Annotated in this window: 20 protein-coding genes; 19 read left to right on the top strand and 1 reads right to left on the bottom strand. The window is 49.1% G+C overall.

What is annotated here, in order from left to right; genetic code table 11:
• The first annotated feature begins 42 nt into the window (after positions 1–42).
• The 17 genes from O9X78_RS07760 (at position 43) to O9X78_RS07840 (ending at position 17,735) form a co-directional block, all read left to right on the top strand.
• Positions 43–609: a hypothetical protein gene (locus O9X78_RS07760; RefSeq protein ID WP_269619067.1), complete on the top strand. Its 567-nt coding sequence runs from the start codon at positions 43–45 to the stop codon at positions 607–609.
• Complete coding sequence (locus O9X78_RS07765) at positions 606–1,445, top strand: MinD/ParA family protein (RefSeq protein ID WP_269619068.1); 840 nt, start codon at positions 606–608, stop codon at positions 1,443–1,445. The genes O9X78_RS07760 and O9X78_RS07765 overlap by 4 nt, the downstream gene beginning before the upstream one ends.
• Before the next feature lie 98 nt (positions 1,446–1,543).
• Positions 1,544–1,918 carry a response regulator gene (locus O9X78_RS07770; RefSeq protein WP_269619233.1) on the top strand — a complete coding sequence of 125 codons (375 nt, stop codon included), beginning with the start codon at positions 1,544–1,546 and terminating at the stop codon, positions 1,916–1,918.
• 145 nt (positions 1,919–2,063) lie between these two features.
• Positions 2,064–2,942 carry an Hpt domain-containing protein gene (locus tag O9X78_RS07775; protein ID WP_269619069.1) on the top strand — a complete coding sequence of 293 codons (879 nt, stop codon included), beginning with the start codon at positions 2,064–2,066 and terminating at the stop codon, positions 2,940–2,942.
• Positions 2,943–3,122: 180 nt separating this feature from the next.
• A complete protein-coding gene (gene ccmA / locus O9X78_RS07780) occupies positions 3,123–3,761 on the top strand; it encodes a cytochrome c biogenesis heme-transporting ATPase CcmA (RefSeq protein WP_269619070.1) in 639 nt (212 codons plus the stop codon).
• Entirely contained in the window at positions 3,754–4,440 is a 687-nt protein-coding gene (ccmB, locus tag O9X78_RS07785; RefSeq protein ID WP_269619071.1) for a heme exporter protein CcmB, read from the top strand. The genes ccmA and ccmB overlap by 8 nt, the downstream gene beginning before the upstream one ends.
• A gap of 143 nt (positions 4,441–4,583) precedes the next feature.
• Positions 4,584–5,333: a heme ABC transporter permease gene (locus O9X78_RS07790; protein ID WP_435056050.1), complete on the top strand. Its 750-nt coding sequence runs from the start codon at positions 4,584–4,586 to the stop codon at positions 5,331–5,333.
• On the top strand, positions 5,334–5,525 hold the full coding sequence (gene ccmD, locus O9X78_RS07795; protein WP_269619072.1) for a heme exporter protein CcmD: 192 nt from the start codon (positions 5,334–5,336) through the stop codon (positions 5,523–5,525).
• 55 nt (positions 5,526–5,580) lie between these two features.
• Positions 5,581–6,042, top strand: coding sequence for a cytochrome c maturation protein CcmE (gene ccmE / locus O9X78_RS07800; protein ID WP_269619235.1), 462 nt, complete (start codon positions 5,581–5,583; stop codon positions 6,040–6,042).
• Positions 6,039–8,021, top strand: a complete 1,983-nt coding sequence (locus tag O9X78_RS07805) for a heme lyase CcmF/NrfE family subunit (protein WP_269619073.1) — start codon at positions 6,039–6,041, stop codon at positions 8,019–8,021. Before ccmE ends, O9X78_RS07805 begins: the two co-directional genes overlap by 4 nt.
• A complete protein-coding gene (locus O9X78_RS07810; RefSeq protein ID WP_269619074.1) occupies positions 8,008–8,565 on the top strand; it encodes a DsbE family thiol:disulfide interchange protein in 558 nt (185 codons plus the stop codon). Before O9X78_RS07805 ends, O9X78_RS07810 begins: the two co-directional genes overlap by 14 nt.
• The gene (locus tag O9X78_RS07815) at positions 8,562–9,053 is read left to right on the top strand and encodes a cytochrome c-type biogenesis protein (protein ID WP_269619075.1); all 492 of its coding nucleotides are present in this window, start codon (positions 8,562–8,564) and stop codon (positions 9,051–9,053) included. The genes O9X78_RS07810 and O9X78_RS07815 overlap by 4 nt, the downstream gene beginning before the upstream one ends.
• The gene (gene ccmI / locus O9X78_RS07820) at positions 9,050–10,258 is read left to right on the top strand and encodes a c-type cytochrome biogenesis protein CcmI (protein ID WP_269619076.1); all 1,209 of its coding nucleotides are present in this window, start codon (positions 9,050–9,052) and stop codon (positions 10,256–10,258) included. Before O9X78_RS07815 ends, ccmI begins: the two co-directional genes overlap by 4 nt.
• A gap of 167 nt (positions 10,259–10,425) precedes the next feature.
• Positions 10,426–13,923: a chromosome segregation protein SMC gene (smc, locus tag O9X78_RS07825; protein ID WP_269619077.1), complete on the top strand. Its 3,498-nt coding sequence runs from the start codon at positions 10,426–10,428 to the stop codon at positions 13,921–13,923.
• A 127-nt stretch (positions 13,924–14,050) separates the two neighbouring features.
• Positions 14,051–15,064, top strand: a complete 1,014-nt coding sequence (gene zipA, locus O9X78_RS07830; RefSeq protein WP_269619078.1) for a cell division protein ZipA — start codon at positions 14,051–14,053, stop codon at positions 15,062–15,064.
• A 41-nt stretch (positions 15,065–15,105) separates the two neighbouring features.
• Positions 15,106–17,133 carry an NAD-dependent DNA ligase LigA gene (gene ligA, locus O9X78_RS07835; RefSeq protein WP_269619079.1) on the top strand — a complete coding sequence of 676 codons (2,028 nt, stop codon included), beginning with the start codon at positions 15,106–15,108 and terminating at the stop codon, positions 17,131–17,133.
• Positions 17,130–17,735 carry a transglycosylase SLT domain-containing protein gene (locus O9X78_RS07840; RefSeq protein ID WP_269619080.1) on the top strand — a complete coding sequence of 202 codons (606 nt, stop codon included), beginning with the start codon at positions 17,130–17,132 and terminating at the stop codon, positions 17,733–17,735. Before ligA ends, O9X78_RS07840 begins: the two co-directional genes overlap by 4 nt.
• Here O9X78_RS07840 and gloA read toward each other — a convergent pair whose 3' ends face one another.
• Entirely contained in the window at positions 17,736–18,176 is a 441-nt protein-coding gene (gloA, locus tag O9X78_RS07845; protein ID WP_269619081.1) for a lactoylglutathione lyase, read from the bottom strand.
• A gap of 101 nt (positions 18,177–18,277) precedes the next feature.
• On the opposite strand from gloA, the gene O9X78_RS07850 reads away from it, so the two are divergent.
• Both O9X78_RS07850 and O9X78_RS07855 read left to right on the top strand, forming a co-directional pair.
• Complete coding sequence (locus tag O9X78_RS07850; RefSeq protein ID WP_269619083.1) at positions 18,278–18,751, top strand: flavodoxin family protein; 474 nt, start codon at positions 18,278–18,280, stop codon at positions 18,749–18,751.
• A 228-nt stretch (positions 18,752–18,979) separates the two neighbouring features.
• On the top strand, positions 18,980–21,349 hold the full coding sequence (locus tag O9X78_RS07855) for a TonB-dependent receptor (RefSeq protein WP_269619084.1): 2,370 nt from the start codon (positions 18,980–18,982) through the stop codon (positions 21,347–21,349).
• Positions 21,350–21,482 lie beyond the last annotated feature (133 nt).

Below are 21,482 nucleotides of genomic sequence, written 5' to 3' on the forward strand. Positions count from 1 at the left end.
TAGGTGTGTCAAAATCGGGAACAGCTCGGAGATAAAAAGAATATGAAACGTCGGCTGGTATTTTTAAGTCGCCAACAGGCGAGTCTTCTTGAAATTGCAGATATGCTCAAACAACCACATCTGCAAGGTTGGCGCTTGCGAGTGTTTACCCGTGCTATTGGCGATGTTCAGCGCATGGGCTTGCCCGTTGCATCGCCATTGATGTTGACCAATATGATGGGCGGTGCGTGGCGGGGCGGTTTTTGGGGGACTGCTTTGGGCTTGCTGCTGTTTCTAATTGTTATGCCTCTGTTTGATATAGAGGAGGGACTAGTTAGAAACATTATTCTGTATTCTTTGCCGACTATGCTGTTGTTTTTTGGCGCGTGGGAGGGCGGATTGCTCGGTCTAATGCAAGACAACGATGCCTTGGCAGATTATCAAGACGCTGCTGCGGAGGGATTATTTGTTCTATTGGTGGATGTTCAAGACGTTGATCAGCGCTTGTTAAAAAAGATTATGGCTATGTGTGATGCTGAACAAATCGGCGAACACACGCAGCGTATGTGGGGCTTTCCTTGGCGCGAGAATATTTACGTCAAGGCTGAAGAATTGGCGGTTGTGGCATGACGCGCGCTATTCAGGTGATCGCGGTTAGCGGTGGCAAAGGGGGGGTGGGCAAAACCAACGTTGCTATAAATCTGAGTGTTGGATTAGCTGAGTTGGGTTCCCGTGTCGTGCTGTTGGACGCCGATTTTAGCTTGGCAAATGTCGATGTGCTGCTAGGTTTAAAGGCATCCGACACCATTGAGCAAGTGCTTGATGGCAGCTGTTCGTTGCAAGATATCATGCTGACTGGGCCAGCGGGTATTAAGATTATTCCCGCTTCTTCGGGCACTCGCCGTCTAAGTATGCTCAGCTCACTAGAGCATGCCGGGCTTATCCGTGCTTTTAGTGATATTTCAAATCAATTGGATGTTTTGGTGGTCGACACCGCCGCGGGAATTTCAGACTCGGTGGTCAATTTTCTTAGCGCTGCCCACGAAGTATTGATGGTGGTTTGTAACGAGCCTAGCTCTATCACGGATGCCTATGCCTTAATCAAATTACTCAATCGAGACTTTGGCCGAAGTCGTTTCCGTATTGTCGCCAATATGGTGGCTGACGAGCACGAGGGGCGCCAATTGTTTGATAGCTTGAGCGCCGTCTGTGGTCGGTTTTTAGATGTCGCATTAATCTATGCGGGCACAGTGCCTTTTGATACAGCGCTTCGTGAATCTGTGCGTCAGCAAGTGCCGGTGATAACGGCGGCGCCAAGCAGCGGCTCAGCGCGCGCGCTGCGAGAGTTAGCCAAACACGCCCATACATGGCCTTTGCCTGCCAAGTCCCAAGGACATTTGGTGTTTTTTGTTGAACGGTTGTTGGCGAGTAACCGCATTAGCGCCGGTGAGGTAGCTGATAATTGATGAGTGATCAAGAACTAGAAGGCCTATCGCCCAACCCGTTTAGTGGCGGCCATGGGGAGCTTGACCCGGTCTCAGCTAGGGCGTGTACCCCCGGCGAGATGCGCATATTAGTTGTTGAAGGTTTTTCAACAATGAGACGAATTATCCGCAATTTACTTGCCGATTTAGGTTATCGCTACGTAAGTGAAGCCGAAGATGGCTTGGCTGCGCTGCCGATGCTGCACAATCAGCGATTTGATTTTGTTATTACCGATTTCGTAATGCAGCGGATGTCGGGCTTGGATTTGCTTCGTGCGATAAGGGCCGACGCGAATTTGGCGCACATCCCGGTTTTAATGATTACGGCTGACGCGGAGCGCGAACAGATCATTCAGGCGGCTGAGGCGGGTGTAAATGGCTATATTGTTAAGCCGTTTACGGCGGCAACCTTGGAAAACAAAATTCTCACTATAGTTAAAACCATGAGCTCATAAAACTCAGATCTTTACTCTACTTAACGACATAGTTTAATTACTTAGTCTGTGCGCTTATGTTTCTGGAATGTGACCGAGCCTGCAGCATGAGGTTTATTCATCGTGGATAATATGTATCTAGGTATGTCTATTGTCGGGTTAAAGTGTGAACGAGCAAGAACACGAAGGTATATTGGCGATTTTCCTTGCAGAAGCAGAGGAGATTGCTCATCACCTGACAGAACAGTTTGCGGAATTACGCTACGGCTATGATGGTCAACGGATACTTGACGATATACACCGCGGTTTTCATACCCTGTATGGTGGAGCCACTGTTTTAAAGCTAGATCAGCTTGCCGAATGTGCGTTATTAGCGGAACGGGTAATGGACCGAGTGCGCCATCGGCGTGTATCGATGAACCCTAGTCTGGTGTCTTTATTTGTATCCGCTATCGGCGCAATCGAGTTAATGTTGGCACGACATATAAATCATCAGCAAGTGAGTCCGATTGATGATGATTTAAAAGTCCGCTTAATTCGCGCCGGTGATAGAAATAGTAAGCCCACCGCAGCGAATAATCCTATAGATCCGCTCAGCGATCCCATGGGGGTGTTTTTTGATGGCCGCTTACGGCCGCGAGACAAGCATTTATCAAGTTTGGCTCCCTCTGTTTTGCAGTACGAGAGCGGCAGCTTTAGGCCGATAGTTGGGCAGGCACCTGAAAATGGGGTTGTCAGTGCGCAGGCTGATAGCGATGCTGACGTAGCACAAAATTCCTCTACTCCCCGTTATTTCGAATCCGGTAATACCGCGATGTCGACACTCACGCGCCAATCGTTTTCTGAGCTAAGTAGTTCCTCAATGCCGGTGCCGGCGGTGGCCGAGAATGGCGAACTAGGCAGTTTGGTGGCTGAGCTAGCGTGGGTAAGAAAGCGCTTAATGAAGTTTCATGGCAAGGGTTACTCTTCCGAATTAGATAAAGCGCTCGCGTATTTAGATTTGGTTGCCCAGGATTTTGAAAGTTTCCATCAAGACTCCGAGTAATCAACTTGAGGCCAATGAGGTCATAAAGTACGAATGCCCTGTATGACTGATGCCTATTTGCGCTAGCAATCTTCTGCACATCTCGTTTTCAGCACTAAAATTCTGTGACTTCGTATATACTTGGCGGCGATTTTTACGCATGTCGTCGGCATGCCATAACGATTAGAACGGGGAGTGGTTTTGGCGGCACCGGGTCTGCAAGTTAATCAGCTATTCAGTGAACGAGATGATCGGGTACTGTTTTCAGATTTGTGCTTTCAGCTCAATGCCGGACAACTTGTGCAAATAGCCGGACCAAATGGCAGTGGCAAGACCAGTTTACTGCGAATTTTGGCCGGCTTGTCGAGCCGTTATGAGGGCGAGGTGCTGTGGCAGGGTAAATCACTACAACGGCATCGTCATGATTACCTCAGTCAGCTGCTCTATATCGGCCACGGCGCCGGGATTAAAGCAGTTTTGAGCCCACTTGAAAACTTGCGGTGGTCCTGCGCACTGCGGGGAATGTCTCATTGTGATACCTCTATTATGGCCGCCTTGGATAAGGTCGGCTTGCGCGGATTTGAGGAACAAGCCTGTCATTCATTATCTGCGGGGCAGCAGCGTCGGGTAAACCTCGCGCGATTATTTTGCATTCCTGCCAGTCTTTGGGTACTTGATGAGCCGTTTACCGCGATAGATCAACGGGGGGTCGCGGAAATAGAGCAATGGCTTGCAGATTTTGTACATGACGGCGGCGCAGTATTACTGACGACGCATCACAGCCTCAATTTTTCCCATGAGTTTACGATTCTTAATCTGGGGGACTACGCCAATGCCTAGTGCCGGATTATTGAGCTTGATCTTGGCGGTATTACAGCGGGATGTTATAGCGTCTTTGCGCCGTGGAAGTGAGTGGTCTAATCCCTTGGTATTTTATGTCATGGTCTGCGCCTTGTTTCCCTTGGGAATAGGTCCACAGCCAGAGCGTCTTGCAGAGCTGGCACCGGGCATTCTATGGGTGGTGGCCTTGTTAGCGTCATTGCTCGCCACTGATAGTTTGTTTCGCGGTGATTTCGATGACGGAACATTGGAGCAGATGCTGCTAACTCATCAATCGCTCTATCCTCAGGTATTGGCGAAAACCTTGGCGCACTGGATGATGACCGGATTGCCGCTGAGCGTATTGTCTCCGATTTTAGGCGTGCTTTTGCAATTACCTCCAGCGGGTATGTTGCCGCTGATGGCGAGTTTGGTATTAGGCACAATGGTGCTGAGTTTTATTGGAGCAATAGGCGCCGCACTGACTGTAGGGCTGCGTAAAGGCGGTTTGTTGTTATCGCTGATTGTCTTGCCGCTCTATATTCCCGTGCTTATTTTTGGCAGTAGTGTAGTAAAAACAGCGATCGATGGCGGCCCGTATATGCCCCAATTAGCCATGTTGGCGGTGTTTTTTTTGGTGGCTTTGGCATTGTCGCCGTTGGCGATCTGCGGAGCGTTGCGAATCAGCGTCGACCAGTAGGCCTTAGGTCTATTTGGTAAGTTTCTTGTCCTGTTTAAAGAGTTGAGGGATTTTCTGAATTCCCATCAAACTGGGGTATACTGCCCGGCCTTTGCACCGAGCTACTCGGTGTCTGTTTAGTTTCTTTTAAAGGGAATGTTGCCGTGTCAATTAGCTCAACCTTCCATAAGTGGGGTTCACCGCGCTGGTTTTACCAGTTTAGCGGGCGGTTATTGCCGTGGTTAGCAGGCTTATCGCTGCTGCTATTGTTGGGCGGTTGCATTTGGGGCTTGGCGTTTGTGCCCGCGGATTATAAGCAGGGTAATAGTTTTCGGATTATTTATATTCATGTTCCCGCGTCCGCTGTTGCCATGGGTGCATATGTGACCATGGCAGTTGCCGGGGCAATTCATCTGATCTGGCGAATGAAGCTAGCCGCCATGGTGATGAAGGCAATTGCACCTATTGGTGCGTCCCTTACATTTTTAGCTTTATTAACCGGCGCGGTCTGGGGTAAGCCTACCTGGGGTACTTGGTGGGTGTGGGATGCGCGGATCACCTCGGTATTAATTCTATTCTTTTTATATTTAGGGATTATCGCGCTGCATCAAGCCTTTGAAAACCGAGATGCAGCCGCTAAGGCATGTGCTGTGCTTGCGATCGTCGGTGCGGTGAACATCCCTATCATTTATTGGTCAGTAGAGTGGTGGTATAGCCTGCATCAGCCGGCGAGTATTAGTTTTACCGGCGAGTCTACTATCCATCCAACGATGCTGCGTCCGCTGATGGCGACATTGAGTGGTATGTATTTGTTTTTTGCTTGGGTGTTATTGCTCTTTACCCGTGCCGAGATTCTTGATCGCGAAAGAAATACTCGCTGGGTACAAGATATTGTGTGTGGAGAGGCGCGCTAAATGTATTTTGACACCTTCAGCGAATTACTCAATATGAGTGGCCACGGCAGCTACGTTTGGTTTTCCTACGGGGTCAGTGTTGTTGTGCTCGGTAGTTTAATTTTTGTGGCGCGCCGTCGTCGCAAGCAAACTGAACAGCATATTCGCGCAATCGTTCGTCGAAAACAGGAATCCTCGTCGACTATAAAGTAAAGGCTGCTCGCTTTAGCTTAAGTGACAGCACCGTGATAAAGAGATTGTTATGGCTATGCATCCCCAGCGCAAACAGCGCCTTATTATCGTTATATTTATTCTCGTGATTGCGGGCCTAGCCGCTGGACTGTTGGGATATGCCCTAAAAGAAAATATTAATTTGTTTTACCCGCCTGCAGAAATTGTCTCTGGTAAAGCGCCGGTCGGTAAGGCAATTCGAGCAGGTGGCATGGTTCAGGAAGGCAGCGTGCAGCGTGCCAGCGACAGCTTAAAGACGCGGTTTGTGGTCACCGATTTTAGCGCGGTAGTTACCGTAGAATACGAGGGCATTTTGCCGGATTTATTTGCCGAAGGTGAGGGTGTTGTGGCGTCAGGTAAGCTGGGTGAAGATGGCGTTTTTTACGCAACTGAAGTGCTGGCAAAGCATGATGAAACCTATATGCCCCCTGAAGTTAGCGACGCGCTGGAAAAAGCGGCAGCCAAAAGAGCTGAGCAACAAGAGAAGGGTGAATTGTGATAGTTGAATATGGTCACTTTGCGTTAATTCTCGGTTTTTGTTTTGCATTAGCTTTGGCTATTCTGCCGCTGTGGGGCGTTTATCGCGGTGATCAGTTAGCTATGCGCTCCAGTCGCTATTTGAGCTTTGCGCAGTGTTTTTTTACCAGTATTGCGACCGCTAGTTTAGTTTATGCATTTTTAAGCGATGATTTTTCGGTAAATATTGTTGCCATGCAATCAAATACTTTGTTGCCGCCGGCGTATAAATTCAGCGCGCTATGGGGCGGTCACGAAGGTTCTTTACTACTTTGGTTGCAGGTTCTGACATTGTGGACGGTTGCTGTAGCTATATTTTCGCGTCAACTCCCCCTAGATATTCTCGCCCGTGTGCTGTCAGTAATGGGGATGATCGCGGTTGGTTTCTTTAGCTTTTCTCTGTTCACTTCTAATCCCTTCGCTCGCGATCTTTTAAACACCCCAAGTGATGGTCAGGATTTAAACCCCTTGTTACAAGACCCGGGAATGGTGATTCACCCACCGATGTTATACATCGGCTATGTAGGATTCTCTGTGGCTTTTGCATTCGCGATTGCGGCTCTGATGAGCGGTCGCATGGATGCCAGTTGGGCGCGTTGGTCGCGACCATGGACAAATACCGCTTGGCTGTTTTTGACCGTGGGTATTGCCCTTGGTAGCTGGTGGGCCTATTACGAACTTGGTTGGGGCGGTTGGTGGTTTTGGGATCCCGTTGAAAATGCGTCGTTTATGCCTTGGCTGGTCGGTACTGCGCTAATACATTCTTTGGCGGTGACTGAAAAGCGTGGCGTCTTTAAAAGCTGGACTTTGTTGCTCGCCATTTTTACATTTTCGCTTAGCTTGCTCGGAACCTTCCTCGTGCGTTCGGGTGTGTTGACATCAGTGCATGCTTTTGCTGCAGACCCAACGCGAGGGATGTTTATTCTCGGATTCTTGGTGATTGTGGTTGGCGGCTCATTGACCCTATATGCCTTTCGCGCACCTGCAAATAAGTCTGCTTCTAACTTCACCTGGCTGTCGAGAGAAGCCTTATTGCTGGTCAACAATATTTTATTGCTGGTTGCGGCGATGACTGTGCTGTTGGGTACTTTGTTTCCATTGGTAATGGACTTTGCTGGTTTGGGTAAATACTCGGTGGGACCGCCGTATTTTAATGCCATTTTCGTTCCTCTAATGTGTTTATTGGCCTTAATTTTGGGCATCGGGCCATCGTCTCAGTGGAAACGGACCAAGTCAGGCTCGTGGGTGTCGTCCTTGATTGCGGCCTTTGTGAGTAGCGTTGCACTAGGATTTTTATTGCCGAATTGGTTCGGTGACGGTTTCCATATTGGTGCCACCATTGGTGTCTTATTGGCCGCGTGGATTGTGTTAAGTAGCGCCGCTAATTTGAGAACCAAAGTACGCAATGCGCCAAGCTTAGCGCTTGGGCTAAGACGGTTGACGCCGTCGTATTACGGAATGTTATTCGCTCATATTGGCTTTGCGTGTAGCGTGCTCGGCGTAGCGATGGTGACGAGCTTTAATCACGAGCAAGATATTCGAATGGCAGTGGGCGAGCGCACCGCCAGCGTGAACGCCTACGAAGTTAGCTTTGATTCAATCCAGTCAATAACTGGACCTAATTATCAGGGACAGCGGGGTAGCTTTACCCTTTGGCAAGACGGCAAATTTATTGCCGAAATGCATCCTGAAAAGCGTCGCTACCACGCGCGTAGCGGCCAAGTCATGACCGAGGCCGCTATTGATGCTGGCCTTATGCGGGATGTGTATATCGCCTTGGGTGAGCCTGTGGGTAAAGACGCTTGGGCGGTTCGTATTCACGTTAAGCCTTTTATTCGTTGGATTTGGTTAGGTGCGTTGTTAATGGCCTTTGGCGGTTTTCTTGCCATTTGTGACAAGCGTTATCGACCATCAAAGACTTCTGTCACTAGCGAAAAGGAAGAGCACAGTGCAACGACTTAAGCTATTTTTGCCCCTTTTAGTCTTTATTATTTTAGCGGCGGTTTTCTTTGGCGTGGAACGTCGCGTGCAGAGCGGAGACTATGCGCCGACCGATTTGCCATCGGCACTTATTGATAAGCCGTTACCCGAATTTTCTGAGCCGTCGCTAAGTGATGGCCGAATCATCGATAAGGCGCAGATCGTCGGCGAGATGTTCTTGCTGAATGTGTGGGCGACCTGGTGTCCTACCTGCCATTTTGAACATCCCTTTTTGTTACAACTCGCGGCAGCGGGCATGAATATTGTCAGTGTTGATTACAAAGACGATGCGGATGGGGCCAAACGTTGGTTAGCGCAAAAAGGGGATCCGTACTCGCTAACTCTGTTCGATGAAGATGGTTCCTTCGGGCTAGACCTCGGTGTAACGGGCGCACCGGAAACCTATTTGGTCGATGCGGATGGCATTGTGCGTTTTCGCTATCAAGGCGCCTTAGACCAGAGAGTGTGGGATAAAGAGTTTGTGCCTCGTATTGATGCCTTAAGCAATCAAGGGGCGGCGCAATGAAGTCGGTTTGGCTTTGCCTCGCGCTAATGTTGTTCAGTGTTGGCGCCGCTGCGGTTATTGAAACCTATCAGTTTGATACGCCACTTCAGCAAAAGCGCTACCACGCGTTTATTGAGGAGTTACGTTGTCCCAAATGTCAGAACCAAAACCTCTCAGGTTCCGACTCTGCGATTTCTAAAGATTTACGCCGCCAAATTCATCAGATGATTATGGATGATAAATCTGACATCGAAATTACCCAATATATGGTGGCACGCTACGGCGATTTTATATTGTATCGTCCTCGGTTTAGTGGTCAAACCGCCGTGTTATGGCTGGCACCAATTGCCTTGTTAATGCTGGGTTTATTGGTGTGGTGGCGAATGGCGTCGGGGCGAAAATCGAAGCTTGTGGTTAACGATGCGCCCCTGTCTAGTGACGAACAGGCGCGCCTGCAGGAGTTGCTGGCTGATGACGGTGCTGCGGCGAAGCCTGGAGAAAAACGATGATCAGTTTATATATTGGGCTAGCCATTTTATTGTTATTGGCCGGTATTTTGATTTTGTTGGCCTTGCGAAACAGGGGTGCGAATCAGGCTGATCACCAGATGCATCGGCGCGCGCAACGAGATTTCTACCACCAACGCCAACGGGAACTGCAGAATGACGTCGAGTCAGGACTTATTGACCAAGAGCAATATGCAGATCTTGAGCGAGAGCTAGATCGACAATTGGTGTCTGAGTCGGCGGCCGACCTGCAATTAAATAGCAGCATCGCAAAACGCGGCTATATCATTGCGGTATTAGTGTTGATCCCTGTCATTGCGATCGTTCTCTATGATCGTCTGGGCTACCGCCAAGATTTGGCCCTGCGCGAGTTACAGGCAGAAATTGTCAGCGAGGGAATTGATGATGCCCGCTGGGGGCGTTACAAAGATATCGTCGATGGGATTCTTGCGAGACGACCTGATAGCGGCGAGCATTTGATCATGATGGCTACGCTGTATCGGCAACAGGGCGACTTTGCCGGGGCCTTGCCGTATTACCAGCGATTAGAGGCTTTATATCCTCAAGACCCGGACGTGTTAGCGCAGTTGGCTCAGGCGAGATATTTGGTGGCGGATCGTCAGATCGACGATAAAACTCGGCAGTTACTGACACAAGCACTAGCAATTAACCCGCAACAAGGTACGGCGCTTGGTGTGTTAGGTATAGATGCCTTTGCCAGCGGGAATTATGTTGAAGCCTTAACGCATTGGCAAAAGCTTCTTGCCCAGTTACCGCCGGGTTCAGCGGAGGCCAAAGTCATAAGTGGCGGAGTGGCGGAGTCTAAACGGCTTGCAGGCGCTGCTGGGGACTTACAAAGCATCGCAGTTAATGTCGCCGTGGCACCCGAACTCGGCGCGACACCGCCTGGTGTATTGTTTGTGGTCGCAAAAAGTACTGACGGTAACCCTATGCCGGTTGCGGCTTTGCGGTTTCCTTTATTGATCGATCAAGATTGGCCAATTAACCTTCAGCTTACAGATGCGGATGTGATTCGGCAGGGGATGACGCTCAGTGATTTCAAAGAGCTTACCTTGTCAGCGCATATTAGCCGGGCGGGCACGGCGATTCGCCGCGACGGTGATTGGGTTGGCACACCGATAAATATTGATACTGGCGATCTCGGCGAGGCTATCAGTTTGTCGATTTCTGGGGTGCAGGGGAAGTAATCTAAATCGCTGCCCTGAAGACAAAGTCACAAATACTGCTGTCAGTCCCTGCCGCTATCGCTATAATCGCGCTTTGTGCAAATTGATCCTGTTTTTATTGCGAGTGTTACGGCGAGAAAATAATAGAACTACGCGCGGTAGCGCCACAGAGTGTTGGTTATTGGTTTATGCGTCTTAAAAGTATCAAATTAGCGGGTTTTAAATCCTTTGTTGACCCAACGACCGCGCATTTCCCGACGAATTTGTCGGCGGTTGTTGGCCCGAATGGCTGCGGCAAGTCAAACATCATTGATGCCGTGCGTTGGGTAATGGGCGAAAGCTCTGCTAAAAATCTTCGCGGTGAATCAATGACGGACGTTATTTTTAACGGCTCGGTCAATCGCAAGCCTGTGGGGCAGGCCAGTATTGAACTGGTCTTTGATAACACTGATAAAAAACTGGGTGGCGAGTATGCCGCCTACGATGAAATTGCCATTCGCCGCAAAGTCACCAGAGAAGGTCTTTCTGAGTATTATTTAAACGGCACTAAATGCCGACGTCGTGATATCACCGATATTTTCCTCGGCACCGGCCTAGGTCCGCGTAGTTATGCCATCATTGAGCAGGGCATGATCTCACGGCTCATCGAATCTAAACCAGAAGAGCTGCGGGTATTCATAGAAGAAGCCGCTGGGATATCGAAATACAAAGAGCGCCGTCGCGAAACCGAAAGTCGTATGCGCCGTACCCAAGAGAACCTAGAGCGTCTAACCGACCTTCGAGACGAGTTAGGTCGCCAGTTGCAGCATCTTCAGCGCCAAGCAGCGGCCGCCGAGAAATATACTGAATACAAAAAAGAAGAGCGTTTGTTGAAGGCACAATTGCAGGTACTTCAGTGGAAAGCCTTAGATGAGCAAGCGAGCTTAAAAGAAAAGGATATCAATCGCTTAGAGCTAGAACGTGAGGCGATTGTTACGGAACAGGTTGGCTTAAATACAGGCATAGAACAGGCTAGGGATCAGCACAGCCAGTTAAATGATTCCTTTAACGAAGTGCAGGGTCGGTTTTACAGTATTGGTGCCGAAATAGCTCGGGCCGAACAGGGCATTCAGCACCAACAGGAACGCCGTCGTCAATTAGATACGGATTTACAGCAGTTAAGTGTCAACGTGCTGGAAACCACGCGTCATTTAGAAAGTGACCGCGAGAAAATTGCCATCTGGGAAGAAGAAATTGGTGAAATTGAGCCTGAGCTTGAGATTACCGATGCGGCAGAAGAAAGCGCTGCTGAAGCCCTCGCAAATGCAGAAGACGCCATGCAGTCATGGCAGCAGCGCTGGGATGAGTTTAACCAATTAGCGGCGGGGCCACGTCAGCGTGCAGAAGTGGAGCAGTCGCGAATTCAGCATCTTGAACTGAGCTTGCAGCGTTTGCAGGAGCGCATCGAAAAGCTAGACAGCGAGCGTCGCGGTCTAAATGTTGAAGATACTGACGACGATATAGACCTGCTTCAGCAGGAGGTGGCAGAGGTTGAGCTAGAAGCGTCCTCTGTGCAGGAACGTCATGAACAAATTATCCCCAAAATCAGCGAATGCCGTGAGCGTATAAAACAGGCTAACGATGAGTTAGATAGTTGCCGCAGTGAGTTACAGCGTATGCGTGGCCGTATGGCGTCCTTGGAGGCCTTACAGCAGGCTGCTTTAGGACAGGGCGACAAGGCAACGGCGAAATGGCTTGAGACTCAAGGGCTATCTAATACCGCGCGCTTAGCTGAGCAGCTACAGGTAGCAGACGGCTGGCAGCAGGCGGTGGAAACGGTCTTAGGTGATCAACTCCAGGCCTTGTGTGTAGACTCCCTTGATGGTGTTGCCGGTATCTTAGGTGATTTAAAAGAAGGTAGTGTTTGCTTTATCGAGGGTGAAGCTAGGGCAGTTTCCTCTGGGGCCTCTCTGGCAGATAAAGTCAGTGGTAATACAGCCCTGCTTGGTATTCTTGGCAGTGTTCGTGTGGCTGACGATCTCGTTGCTGCCTTGGCAATGCGCAGCAGTTTGGCGGCCAATGAGTCTGTTATAACCCCTGAAGGTTTGTGGCTTGGTGCCAATTGGCTTCGTGTCAGCCGAGGCAATACCGCCCAGGGTGGTGTATTGCAACGCCAGCAGGATTTACAAGAACTGCGTGAGTCAATAGACAAAGCTGAAATTCGTATTCAAACCATTGTTGACGGGCTGGATACGGATAGAGTCCTGCTAAAAACCCAAGAACAGGATCGGGAAAATCTGAATCGCGAAGTGCAGCAATTCAACCGCCAGCACAGTGAGCTAAAGGCGAAATTAAGCGCTCAACAAGCCAAGATTGAGCAGGTTTTGGCGCGGCGCCAGCAATTAGATGGTGACGGTAAAGAGTTGCGAAATCAGTTCCAGCTTGAGCAGGAATCGGTTGCTGAAGCGAGAATGACGCTGCAGGAAGCCATTGAGTCGATGGAGCAGGATTCTGGCAAGCGCGAAGCGCTGCTCAGTGAACGCGACAATAATCGCACAATTCTCGATGCGGCGCGGCAAACTGCGCGGCAAAGTAAAGATCATGCGCATCAGCTAGCCATGAGGCACCAATCATTGCGGACCCAGCGCGATTCGGTATTGCAAAATATCGGCCGCACGGAAGAGCAGTTGGCGCAATTACAAGAACGTCGCGAACAGTTGACGGCGAGCCTCGATGAAAACGATGCCCCAATAGATGATTTAAAGATTGAACTTGAAGCGCGTCTTGAGCAGCGTCTAGCCGTAGAAGAAGAGTTAGCCGAATCTCGACGGGCTTTGGAGGTTGTCGATCAGCAGCTGCGCGAAAACGACCAAAAACGTCACGGTATTGAGCTACGTTTGCAAACCGTGCGAAATAGCTTAGAGCAGGCTAGGGTTGAAAATCAGGGACTGCAAGTTAGACGTAAAGGGCTACAAGATCAGTTGCAGGAGGCGCAGTTCGATTTGCAGTCTGTGTTGGATACGCTGCCTGAAAATGCCAATGAAGCTGAGTGGCTGGAATCCTTAGATCAAGCTGGGCGGCGAATTACCCGATTGGGGCCGATTAACTTGGCGGCAATTGAAGAATATAAGCAGCAGTCTGAGCGAAAAAACTATTTAGACGCACAAAACGATGATCTGGTTGAAGCGTTAGAGACGTTGGAGGGCGCGATACGTCGCATAGACAAGGAAACCCGCAATCGCTTTAAGGAGACCTTCGATAAGGTGAATAGTGGGCTTCAGGATCTTTTCCCTAAAGTCTTTGGCGGCGGCAGCGCCTCTTTAGAAATGACCGGCGACGATTTGTTGAATACGGGCATTTCCATCATGGCGCGGCCACCCGGCAAACGAAACAGCACCATTCATCTGCTGTCTGGTGGCGAGAAGGCGTTAACCGCAATCGCCTTGGTATTCTCTATTTTCCGACTTAATCCAGCACCATTTTGTATGCTGGATGAGGTTGATGCGCCTTTAGATGACGCCAACGTTGGTCGCTACGCGCGCCTAGTAAAAGAGATGTCTTCCGAAGTGCAGTTTATTTATATTAGCCACAATAAAATTGCCATGGAAATGGCGCACCAATTGATGGGTGTCACCATGCATGAGCCAGGCGTGTCGCGGTTGGTATCTGTGGATCTGGAGAAAGCTGCAGAAATGGCGGCAATGTAAGTGTCGTAATTAGGCGAAAATCTGGATATTTACCATACCGCGTGGAACAATGGCGGCAGAAGTATATCCAAAGCCACAGCGTATTTTTTTGAGGATATGGCCGCGTAGGCTAATTAAGGGCTAGGTAATGGATCTCAATGTTAGAGATTGGTTAATTATTATTGGCGCTTTGCTGGCGACGGCGGTGCTGCTTGATGGTTTTCGACGGATGCGTAAAGACCGTCGAGATACTATTCGTTTAAGTTCTAAAAACCGTCAAGATGACGACCTATGTAATCCTGAGTTACCAACGGGTACTGCCCGCGTGGTCGCGGTTAGAGAAACACCCAGTCTACATCTTAAGCGCGCAAAAACGGCGCCGGCCAAGGTGCGTAAAGAGCCTGAATTCGATGTGGAACCAGAAGCGGAACTCGATGACGATGAGTTAGGTGATATTCAGCAAGAGAATCAGTACGACGACACAGAGTATCAAGCAAGCGATTACCACGATCCCGAAGACGATATTTTATTTACCGACCCGGCGGATGAGTATCGTTCCAAGTTCGATGATGATGACGATGAAGATGAGGTCGTCGCAGGTTGGTCTTCATCCAAATCTGATGACGATTTTGAGGAGGCGCCTAGGGTAAGAGCTCAGGACGTTTCAGAACGCGAAAGTTCGCGCGCGAATGAAAAGGCGTCGTCAAATAAAGAAGAGCCTCCCAAGTCAGAGCATCACGAGTTACTCGTCATCAATGCAATGGCCCCAGAAGGAAAGCCGTTTAAAGGTAATGATTTACTGCAAATTCTAATGGCCTGCGATGTGCGTTATGGAAAGATGAATATTTTTCATCGTTATGAAAATGCCGACGGCACAGGCGAAATTCAATTTAGCGTGGCCAACTTAGTCGAGCCCGGTAATTTCGATCTTGATGAAATAGATGACTTTACCTCTCCGGGTGTGGTGTTCTTTATGCATCTACCGGGCCCAAAAGACAGCGTCAAGGCATACGAGGCAATGGTAGAGACCGCGCGCTGCTTAGTAAAAAATCTTGAAGGCGAGCTGCGCGATCAGAGTCATAGCGTTGCGACAAAGCAAACCCTCGAACACTATAAACAACGCATACGTGATTTTGAGCGCCGTCAGCTAACCCTGATGTAGGCATCGCCCAAAAGCAGGTGCAAACAATAATGGCGTTTTGAATGTCAGATATCTCCCAGCGCGAGCGCCTTTTGGCGCTGCGCGAGCAACTCCATAAGCATAGCTATCAGTACTACGTTTTAGACGCTCCGCAAATACCGGATGTGGAGTACGATCGCCTATTTAACGAACTGCTAGACATCGAAGCAGCACATCCAGACTGGCAAACCGACGATTCGCCATCCCAACGGGTTGGTGCGGCGCCGCTTTCTTCCTTTAGTCAGGTTCGCCATGAAACACCGATGTTGTCACTCGACAACGTTTTCTCAGAAGATGAGTTACTAGATTTTGATCGTCGAGTTAAATCGCGTCTTGAAGATGGCGCTGAGTTTAGCTACGCCTGTGAGCCAAAATTAGATGGTATCGCGGTTAGCTTATTGTATGTGGACGGTGTTTTAGTACGCGGAGCTACCCGAGGCGATGGCCGCGTCGGCGAGGATATTACTCAGAATGTGAAAACGATTTCGTCTATACCCCTGAAATTACAAGGAGAAGGGTGGCCGGATGAGTTGGAAGTGAGGGGTGAAATATACATGCCTCGCGCTGGGTTTGAGCGCATCAACGAACTCGCCCGAGAGACCGATGGAAAAGTCTTCGTCAATCCGCGCAATGCGGCGGCAGGTAGTTTGCGCCAATTAGATAGCCGGATAACCGCTAAACGTCCTTTAGAAATGAGTTGTTATGGCATCGCTCAGCAAGAAGGCGAGGCGCTTTTTGCTAGCCATAGTGAGGGCTTGCAGCGTTTGCGTGAATGGGGATTTTTAGTGAGTCCCGAGTTGCGTGTGGTCAGTTCAATTGCAGACTGCGTCGATTATTATCAGAGCCTATTGCAACGGCGTGATGGCCTAGCTTATGACATCGACGGCATCGTCTTTAAAGTTGATTCATTGGCGCTGCAGGCGAAACTCGGCTTTGTCTCCCGAGCGCCGCGCTGGGCGATAGCGCATAAATTTCCTGCCCAAGAAGAAATTACCTTACTGCGCGATGTGGAGTTTCAAGTTGGGCGCACTGGCGCGGTTACGCCGGTGGCCAAATTAGAACCGGTGTTCGTTGGCGGTGTCACGGTTAGCAATGCGTCGCTGCACAATTTTGATGAAATTGAACGTCTAGGAGTGATGATTGGCGACTATGTTGTTGTGCGTCGCGCCGGTGATGTCATTCCACAAATTGTTCAGGTGGTATTAGACCGCCGGACGAAAGGCACCGAAGAAATAATTGCACCGGTTAAATGCCCGGTATGCGAAAGTCTATTGGAGCGCGCACCGGGTGAAGCTGTTTTACGTTGCAGCGGCGGTTTGGTTTGCGGCGCCCAGCGCAAAGAGGCAATAAAGCATTTTGCCAGCCGTAAGGCCATGGATATCGACGGACTTGGCGATAAACTAGTCGAGCAATTTGTTGATGCAGGTTTGATAAATACGGTCGCCGATTTGTATCTATTAAGCGTCGAGCAAATCGCTAACTTAGATCGAATGGGGCAAAAATCGGCGGAGAATTTGATCGCGGCGATCGAGAAGTCGAAAACAACGACATTGCCACGTTTTTTATATTCGCTGGGTATTCGTGAAGTCGGAGAGGCCACCGCGTTAAATCTTGCTCGGCATTTTGGCGCGTTGCCGGAGCTAATGTCGGCATCGGAGGACATGCTCATAGAGGTAGAGGACGTCGGTCCGATTGTCGCAAGTCATTTACACGCCTTCTTCGCCACCGAGTTTAATCGCGATGTGGTTAAGCAGTTGTGTGATCGCGGTGTTCATTGGCCCGCGGCGCAAAAGCAGGGTGGCGCGCAGCCACTAGCCGGTCAAACATGGGTGTTGACTGGTAATTTGGAGTCAATGACTCGCGGCGAGGCTAAAGAGAAATTACAGGCTCTGGGAGCCAAAGTGGCAGGGAGCGTGTCTGCGAAAACAGATTGTGTTGCCGCTGGTGTGAGTGCAGGATCTAAATTAGCAAAGGCTGAAGCCCTGGGGATAAAAGTGATCGATGAGCAGGGCCTGCTTAAGGTATTCGCTGATGTGGGTGGTGGCGAATGAAAATGCTTTGCTTACTTTTTCTCATTATTTCGGTGTCTGCCTGTACAACGTCGCCACCCCGAAATCCCGGCGATGTCTGCGCAATATTTCGAGAAAAAGACGATTGGTATGGCGACGCTAAGGACGCGTCAAAAAAATGGAATTCTCCCATCCCGATCATGATGGCGATTATGTATCAGGAGTCGCGTTTTGTCGCTAAGGCCAAACCACCAAAGAAATACTGGTTGGGCTTTATTCCCGCTGGAAGAATGTCCGATGCTTATGGCTATGCACAGGCGAAGGATGCGACCTGGGACTGGTACGTGGATAAATCTGGAAATTGGGGTGCTGATCGGGATGATTTCGCAGACGCCATTGATTTTATTGGCTGGTACAACAATACCAGCGGTAAAATAAACGGCATCGCCAATACTGACGCTTATAGCTTATATATGGCTTATCACGAAGGCCACGGCGGGTTTAAAAAGAGAACATTTGCAAATAAGCCTTGGCTAAAACGTGTTGCCGGAAAGGTTTCCTCACGAGCGGCTACATATGGCAGCCAGCTAGGCCGCTGTGAGAAAGACCTTAAAAGCGGCGGCTGGTTCTTCGGTATTTTTTAATTACCACTCACCGCTATTGGGCATAGATAGCCATGGTTCTTGTGCAGAGAGTGCGTTACCTCGCTGCAATAGTTCAATCGATATCAAGTCGGGTGAGCGCACAAAGGCCATATGGCCATCTCTTGGTGGTCGATTGATCGTGACGCCAGCATCCATTAATTTTTGGCAGAGGGCGTAAATGTCGTCTACTGCAAACGCGAGGTGGCCAAAATTGCGGCCGCCACTGTAATCTTCGGTGTCCCAGTTGTAGGTTAATTCGATGGTCGGTGTCTGCGTGGTTTTCGCGTGGCTATAATCATCGGGTGCGGCGAGGTAAATAAGGCTGAATCGACCTTTTTCGCTATCATAGCGTTTCACTTCTTTTAGACCTAGTAACTCACAATAAAAGTGTATTGACGCATCTAGGTCCTTTACGCGAATCATGGTGTGGAGATATTTCATGAAGTTACCTCGTATTCAAATTAGCAAAAAATGTATGCGCCTTGTGTATGATACAGGCTATGAGCTTGTGTAAGTTTACTAGAGTTTGAGGTGGAGTATTTGTGACTCAAACAAATCAAAAACATTTATTGATCGTATACCACAGCCAGTCTGGCAGGAACGAAAGCCTAGCTTATGCGGCGGCAGCGGCAGCGCGAGATGCGGACTCCGGTGTTGATGTGCGGTTATTGCGGGCTGCTGAGGCGGGAACCCGTGATTTAGCTTGGTGTGATGGAGTGCTGCTATTCTTTCCCGAAAACTTCGGCGCGATTGCCGGCGGCATGAAAGACTTCCTTGATCGCACGTTTTATCCCGTCATCAATCAACAGGTTTATAGGCCATATAGCGTGTTCATTTGCTCGGGCAACGATGGCAGTAACGCGTTGAGACAATTTGAACGTATAGCGAAGGGATGCTCGTGGCGCTGCGTGAGCGAGCCAATTATAACAACAGGGGTGCCGGATACAGAGGTATTTGAAAAAGCAGAGGAACTCGGCGCGGCTTTTGCGACAGGCCTGATTATTGGAGTTTTCTAGGTACAGCTTGATCTGTATCAAATTAGCAATCCCTAGTTTTTTTCTTTGATCTGAACCCATCTACTATTCGTACCGCTTGTGGCACCATTCAGGTGCGAGTATAGCGGTAAGTCACATTTTACTTCTGTGAAATACCGACTAAACTCATTAACAACCCGTATTACTCGGCACAGTTCTAGTGCATGGTGGACAGGTTGAATAATTAAAATAAATTAGGGAGAGTCTTAAATGACAACACAGCGCATAATAAATCGTCGCGTCGCACCAATGGTGTTGGCTGTCGGCTTGTGTGCAAATCCAGCGGCTTTTGCAGCGCCGGCTTTAGAAGAAGTTTTGGTTACTGCGACCCTACGTACTGAGAGTTTGCAGGACGTGCCAGTATCAGTAAATGCCATGGCGGGGGAGAAAATGCAGGAGGCGGGTATTGATAAAATTGAAGACCTCCAAGCCTATGTACCTAATTTGTCGATGTCTGAGACAGGTATCGGCACTAATATCTATATTCGTGGTATCGGTTCCGGTATCAACCCAGGGTTTGAGCAGTCGGTAGGTATGTATTTCGATGGCGTGTCTTATAGTCGTGCCCAGCTGACCCGTGCACCATTTTTAGATTTAGCGAGGGTTGAGGTACTGCGCGGTCCGCAGAACATCCTTTACGGAAAGAACAGTATTGCTGGTGCGTTGAGTCTGGTGTCAGCCCGTCCCGGCCAAGAGCAAGAAGGGATGATTTCAGGTTTGTATGAGCCAGATCATGACGAGAAAGTGGTTGATTTCATGGTGTCTGGTCCAATTACCGACACTTTAGGTGGTCGTGTAGCCATTCGTAAGCGCGAGTTTGGTGGTTACATCGAGAATTTGACTTTGAACCGTGATGAACCTCAGCGCGATGAATCGACTATTCGGGCAATTTTGGATTGGGATGCGACGCCTGATCTCACCGCGATGCTTAAATTTGAACTAGGTAAATTTAATGTCTTGGGTCGTCAGGTTGAAATTACTAACGATCAACCCTCAACTACACTGGCCGGCAACCCGACCTACTCCCAAGCTTTGGCTGGAAGTTTTGGTGCGGATTCCTCGGTACTGAATACCAAGCAAGATTACAAGCGTTCTTCGAACGGTGATTATAGTAATAACCGCACCAAGAATCTGACGCTTAATGTAGATTATGCTCTGGGTGAGGGAACATTGACCTTTATAAGTGGCTTTTTGCATTACGAGTTTGATGAGCTTTGTGATTGCGACTTTACCGGTGCCCCGGTATTTAGCATACCTTTTGAAGAAGATTACGATCAATACAGCCAAGAAATCCGTTGGATTTCAGCCGCTGGCGGGACTTTTGAACATATTGGTGGGGCTTATTTTCAAAAGAGTGAGCTTGATTTCTTTGATGCAATCCTAATTGATAGTCCAATTATCCCCGGTGCTGTGCTCCAGAGAACCGGTTCGGCAGCATTGAGCGCTTCAATTGCAAACACCACTACACCGCGTAATTTTACCAGTGATGCAGAGTTATATTCTGTTTTTTGGCAGACTACTTGGAATGCTAGTGAGCGTCTAAGAGCTACTCTAGGATTGCGTTATTCTTATGAGGAAAAAGAAGGCACTCGTAAACTGACGGTCGCCGACTTGAACGGCAACGAGCGCCCACTAGGTAACGTTGATGTTGTTCTTTCAGGCTTGTTTAAAGTTGAGCGTCACGACTTAGAAGGTACTCAGAAAGGGGGCAACTTAGCGCCATCTCTTAACGTGCAGTATGACGTTAATGATGACGTGATGGCTTACGCGACAGTCAGTGTCGGCAATAAGTCAGGTGGTTTCGATGCTCGCTCTAATGCCTCTCCGAGCCCAGATCTAAATGCAGCCGGTCAGTCCCTTGTGGGGTCATTTGAATATGACGAGGAAAAAGCGACAAGTTTTGAAGTTGGTGCTAAGACTAGTTTCTTAAATGGTCGCGGTGAGTTGAATGTCGCGGCATTCTTCACTAAATACGATGATCTACAGGTAAGTATCTTTGACGGTACTCTCGGCTTTAATGTCGGTAACGCCGGCGCCGCCGAGACAATGGGTGTTGAATTGGATGGACGCTTTGCATTGACAGATAATTTGTTGATGACTGGGGCATTAGCCTTCTTGGATTTCGAATTTACTGATTTCCCGAATGGGCAGTGTTATCAAGGCCAAACTCCGGATTCTACAGTTAACGGAGTTAACTTTTGTGACTACAAAGGCAAGACGAACCAATACGTAGCGGATTTCTCTGGGAACGTAGGTTTTGTTTACACTAGGTCGTTTGGTCAGGGCATGGAGTTCCGTGCTGGAACGGACTTCACCTTTACCGATGATTATAATTCCTCTCAGAATCTTGACCCAAGCCAGGAGCAAGATGGCTATGTTGAGATGAATATTCGTGTTGCGTTGGCGGATGTTGAGTCGGGATGGGAAGTTGCGGTTGTGGGTAAAAACGTGACCGATGAAGATGTTATTTCCTATTCTAACGACGTGCCTTTAGCCAATAGCAGTTTCGGAAGCATTGGGCATTATTCCTTTATTGAGCGTCCTCGTAGTGTGGCTGTTCAGGTGGCTTATCGCTGGTAAGCTGGTTTTCATAACTTGATTATAGGAAGGCTTAACGAGAAAGCGCGATCTTAACGGTCGCGCTTTTTTGCATTTTGGCTAAGGCTTTTTATAATTGATATGGATGAGGTCAGTGCTAAGTCATTGAACTATT

It is taken from the genome of Zhongshania aquatica, assembly GCF_027257955.1.
In the GTDB taxonomy this organism is placed as follows: Bacteria; Pseudomonadota; Gammaproteobacteria; order Pseudomonadales; family Spongiibacteraceae; genus Spongiibacter; species Spongiibacter aquatica.

What these genes read in the sequence shown, in the direction of transcription:
- O9X78_RS07760 (WP_269619067.1), top strand. Translation starts at nt 43, where the DNA reads ATGAAACGTCGGCTGGTATTTTTAAGTCGCCAACAGGCGAGTCTTCTT.
- O9X78_RS07840 (WP_269619080.1), top strand. Translation starts at nt 17,130, where the DNA reads ATGAAAATGCTTTGCTTACTTTTTCTCATTATTTCGGTGTCTGCCTGT.
- ccmE (WP_269619235.1), top strand. Translation starts at nt 5,581, where the DNA reads ATGCATCCCCAGCGCAAACAGCGCCTTATTATCGTTATATTTATTCTC.
- ccmB (WP_269619071.1), top strand. Translation starts at nt 3,754, where the DNA reads ATGCCTAGTGCCGGATTATTGAGCTTGATCTTGGCGGTATTACAGCGG.
- ccmI (WP_269619076.1), top strand. Translation starts at nt 9,050, where the DNA reads ATGATCAGTTTATATATTGGGCTAGCCATTTTATTGTTATTGGCCGGT.
- ligA (WP_269619079.1), top strand. Translation starts at nt 15,106, where the DNA reads ATGTCAGATATCTCCCAGCGCGAGCGCCTTTTGGCGCTGCGCGAGCAA.
- smc (WP_269619077.1), top strand. Translation starts at nt 10,426, where the DNA reads ATGCGTCTTAAAAGTATCAAATTAGCGGGTTTTAAATCCTTTGTTGAC.
- O9X78_RS07770 (WP_269619233.1), top strand. Translation starts at nt 1,544, where the DNA reads ATGCGCATATTAGTTGTTGAAGGTTTTTCAACAATGAGACGAATTATC.
- zipA (WP_269619078.1), top strand. Translation starts at nt 14,051, where the DNA reads ATGGATCTCAATGTTAGAGATTGGTTAATTATTATTGGCGCTTTGCTG.
- O9X78_RS07765 (WP_269619068.1), top strand. Translation starts at nt 606, where the DNA reads ATGACGCGCGCTATTCAGGTGATCGCGGTTAGCGGTGGCAAAGGGGGG.
- ccmD (WP_269619072.1), top strand. Translation starts at nt 5,334, where the DNA reads ATGTATTTTGACACCTTCAGCGAATTACTCAATATGAGTGGCCACGGC.
- O9X78_RS07815 (WP_269619075.1), top strand. Translation starts at nt 8,562, where the DNA reads ATGAAGTCGGTTTGGCTTTGCCTCGCGCTAATGTTGTTCAGTGTTGGC.
- O9X78_RS07855 (WP_269619084.1), top strand. Translation starts at nt 18,980, where the DNA reads ATGACAACACAGCGCATAATAAATCGTCGCGTCGCACCAATGGTGTTG.
- gloA (WP_269619081.1), bottom strand. Translation starts at nt 18,176, where the DNA reads ATGAAATATCTCCACACCATGATTCGCGTAAAGGACCTAGATGCGTCA.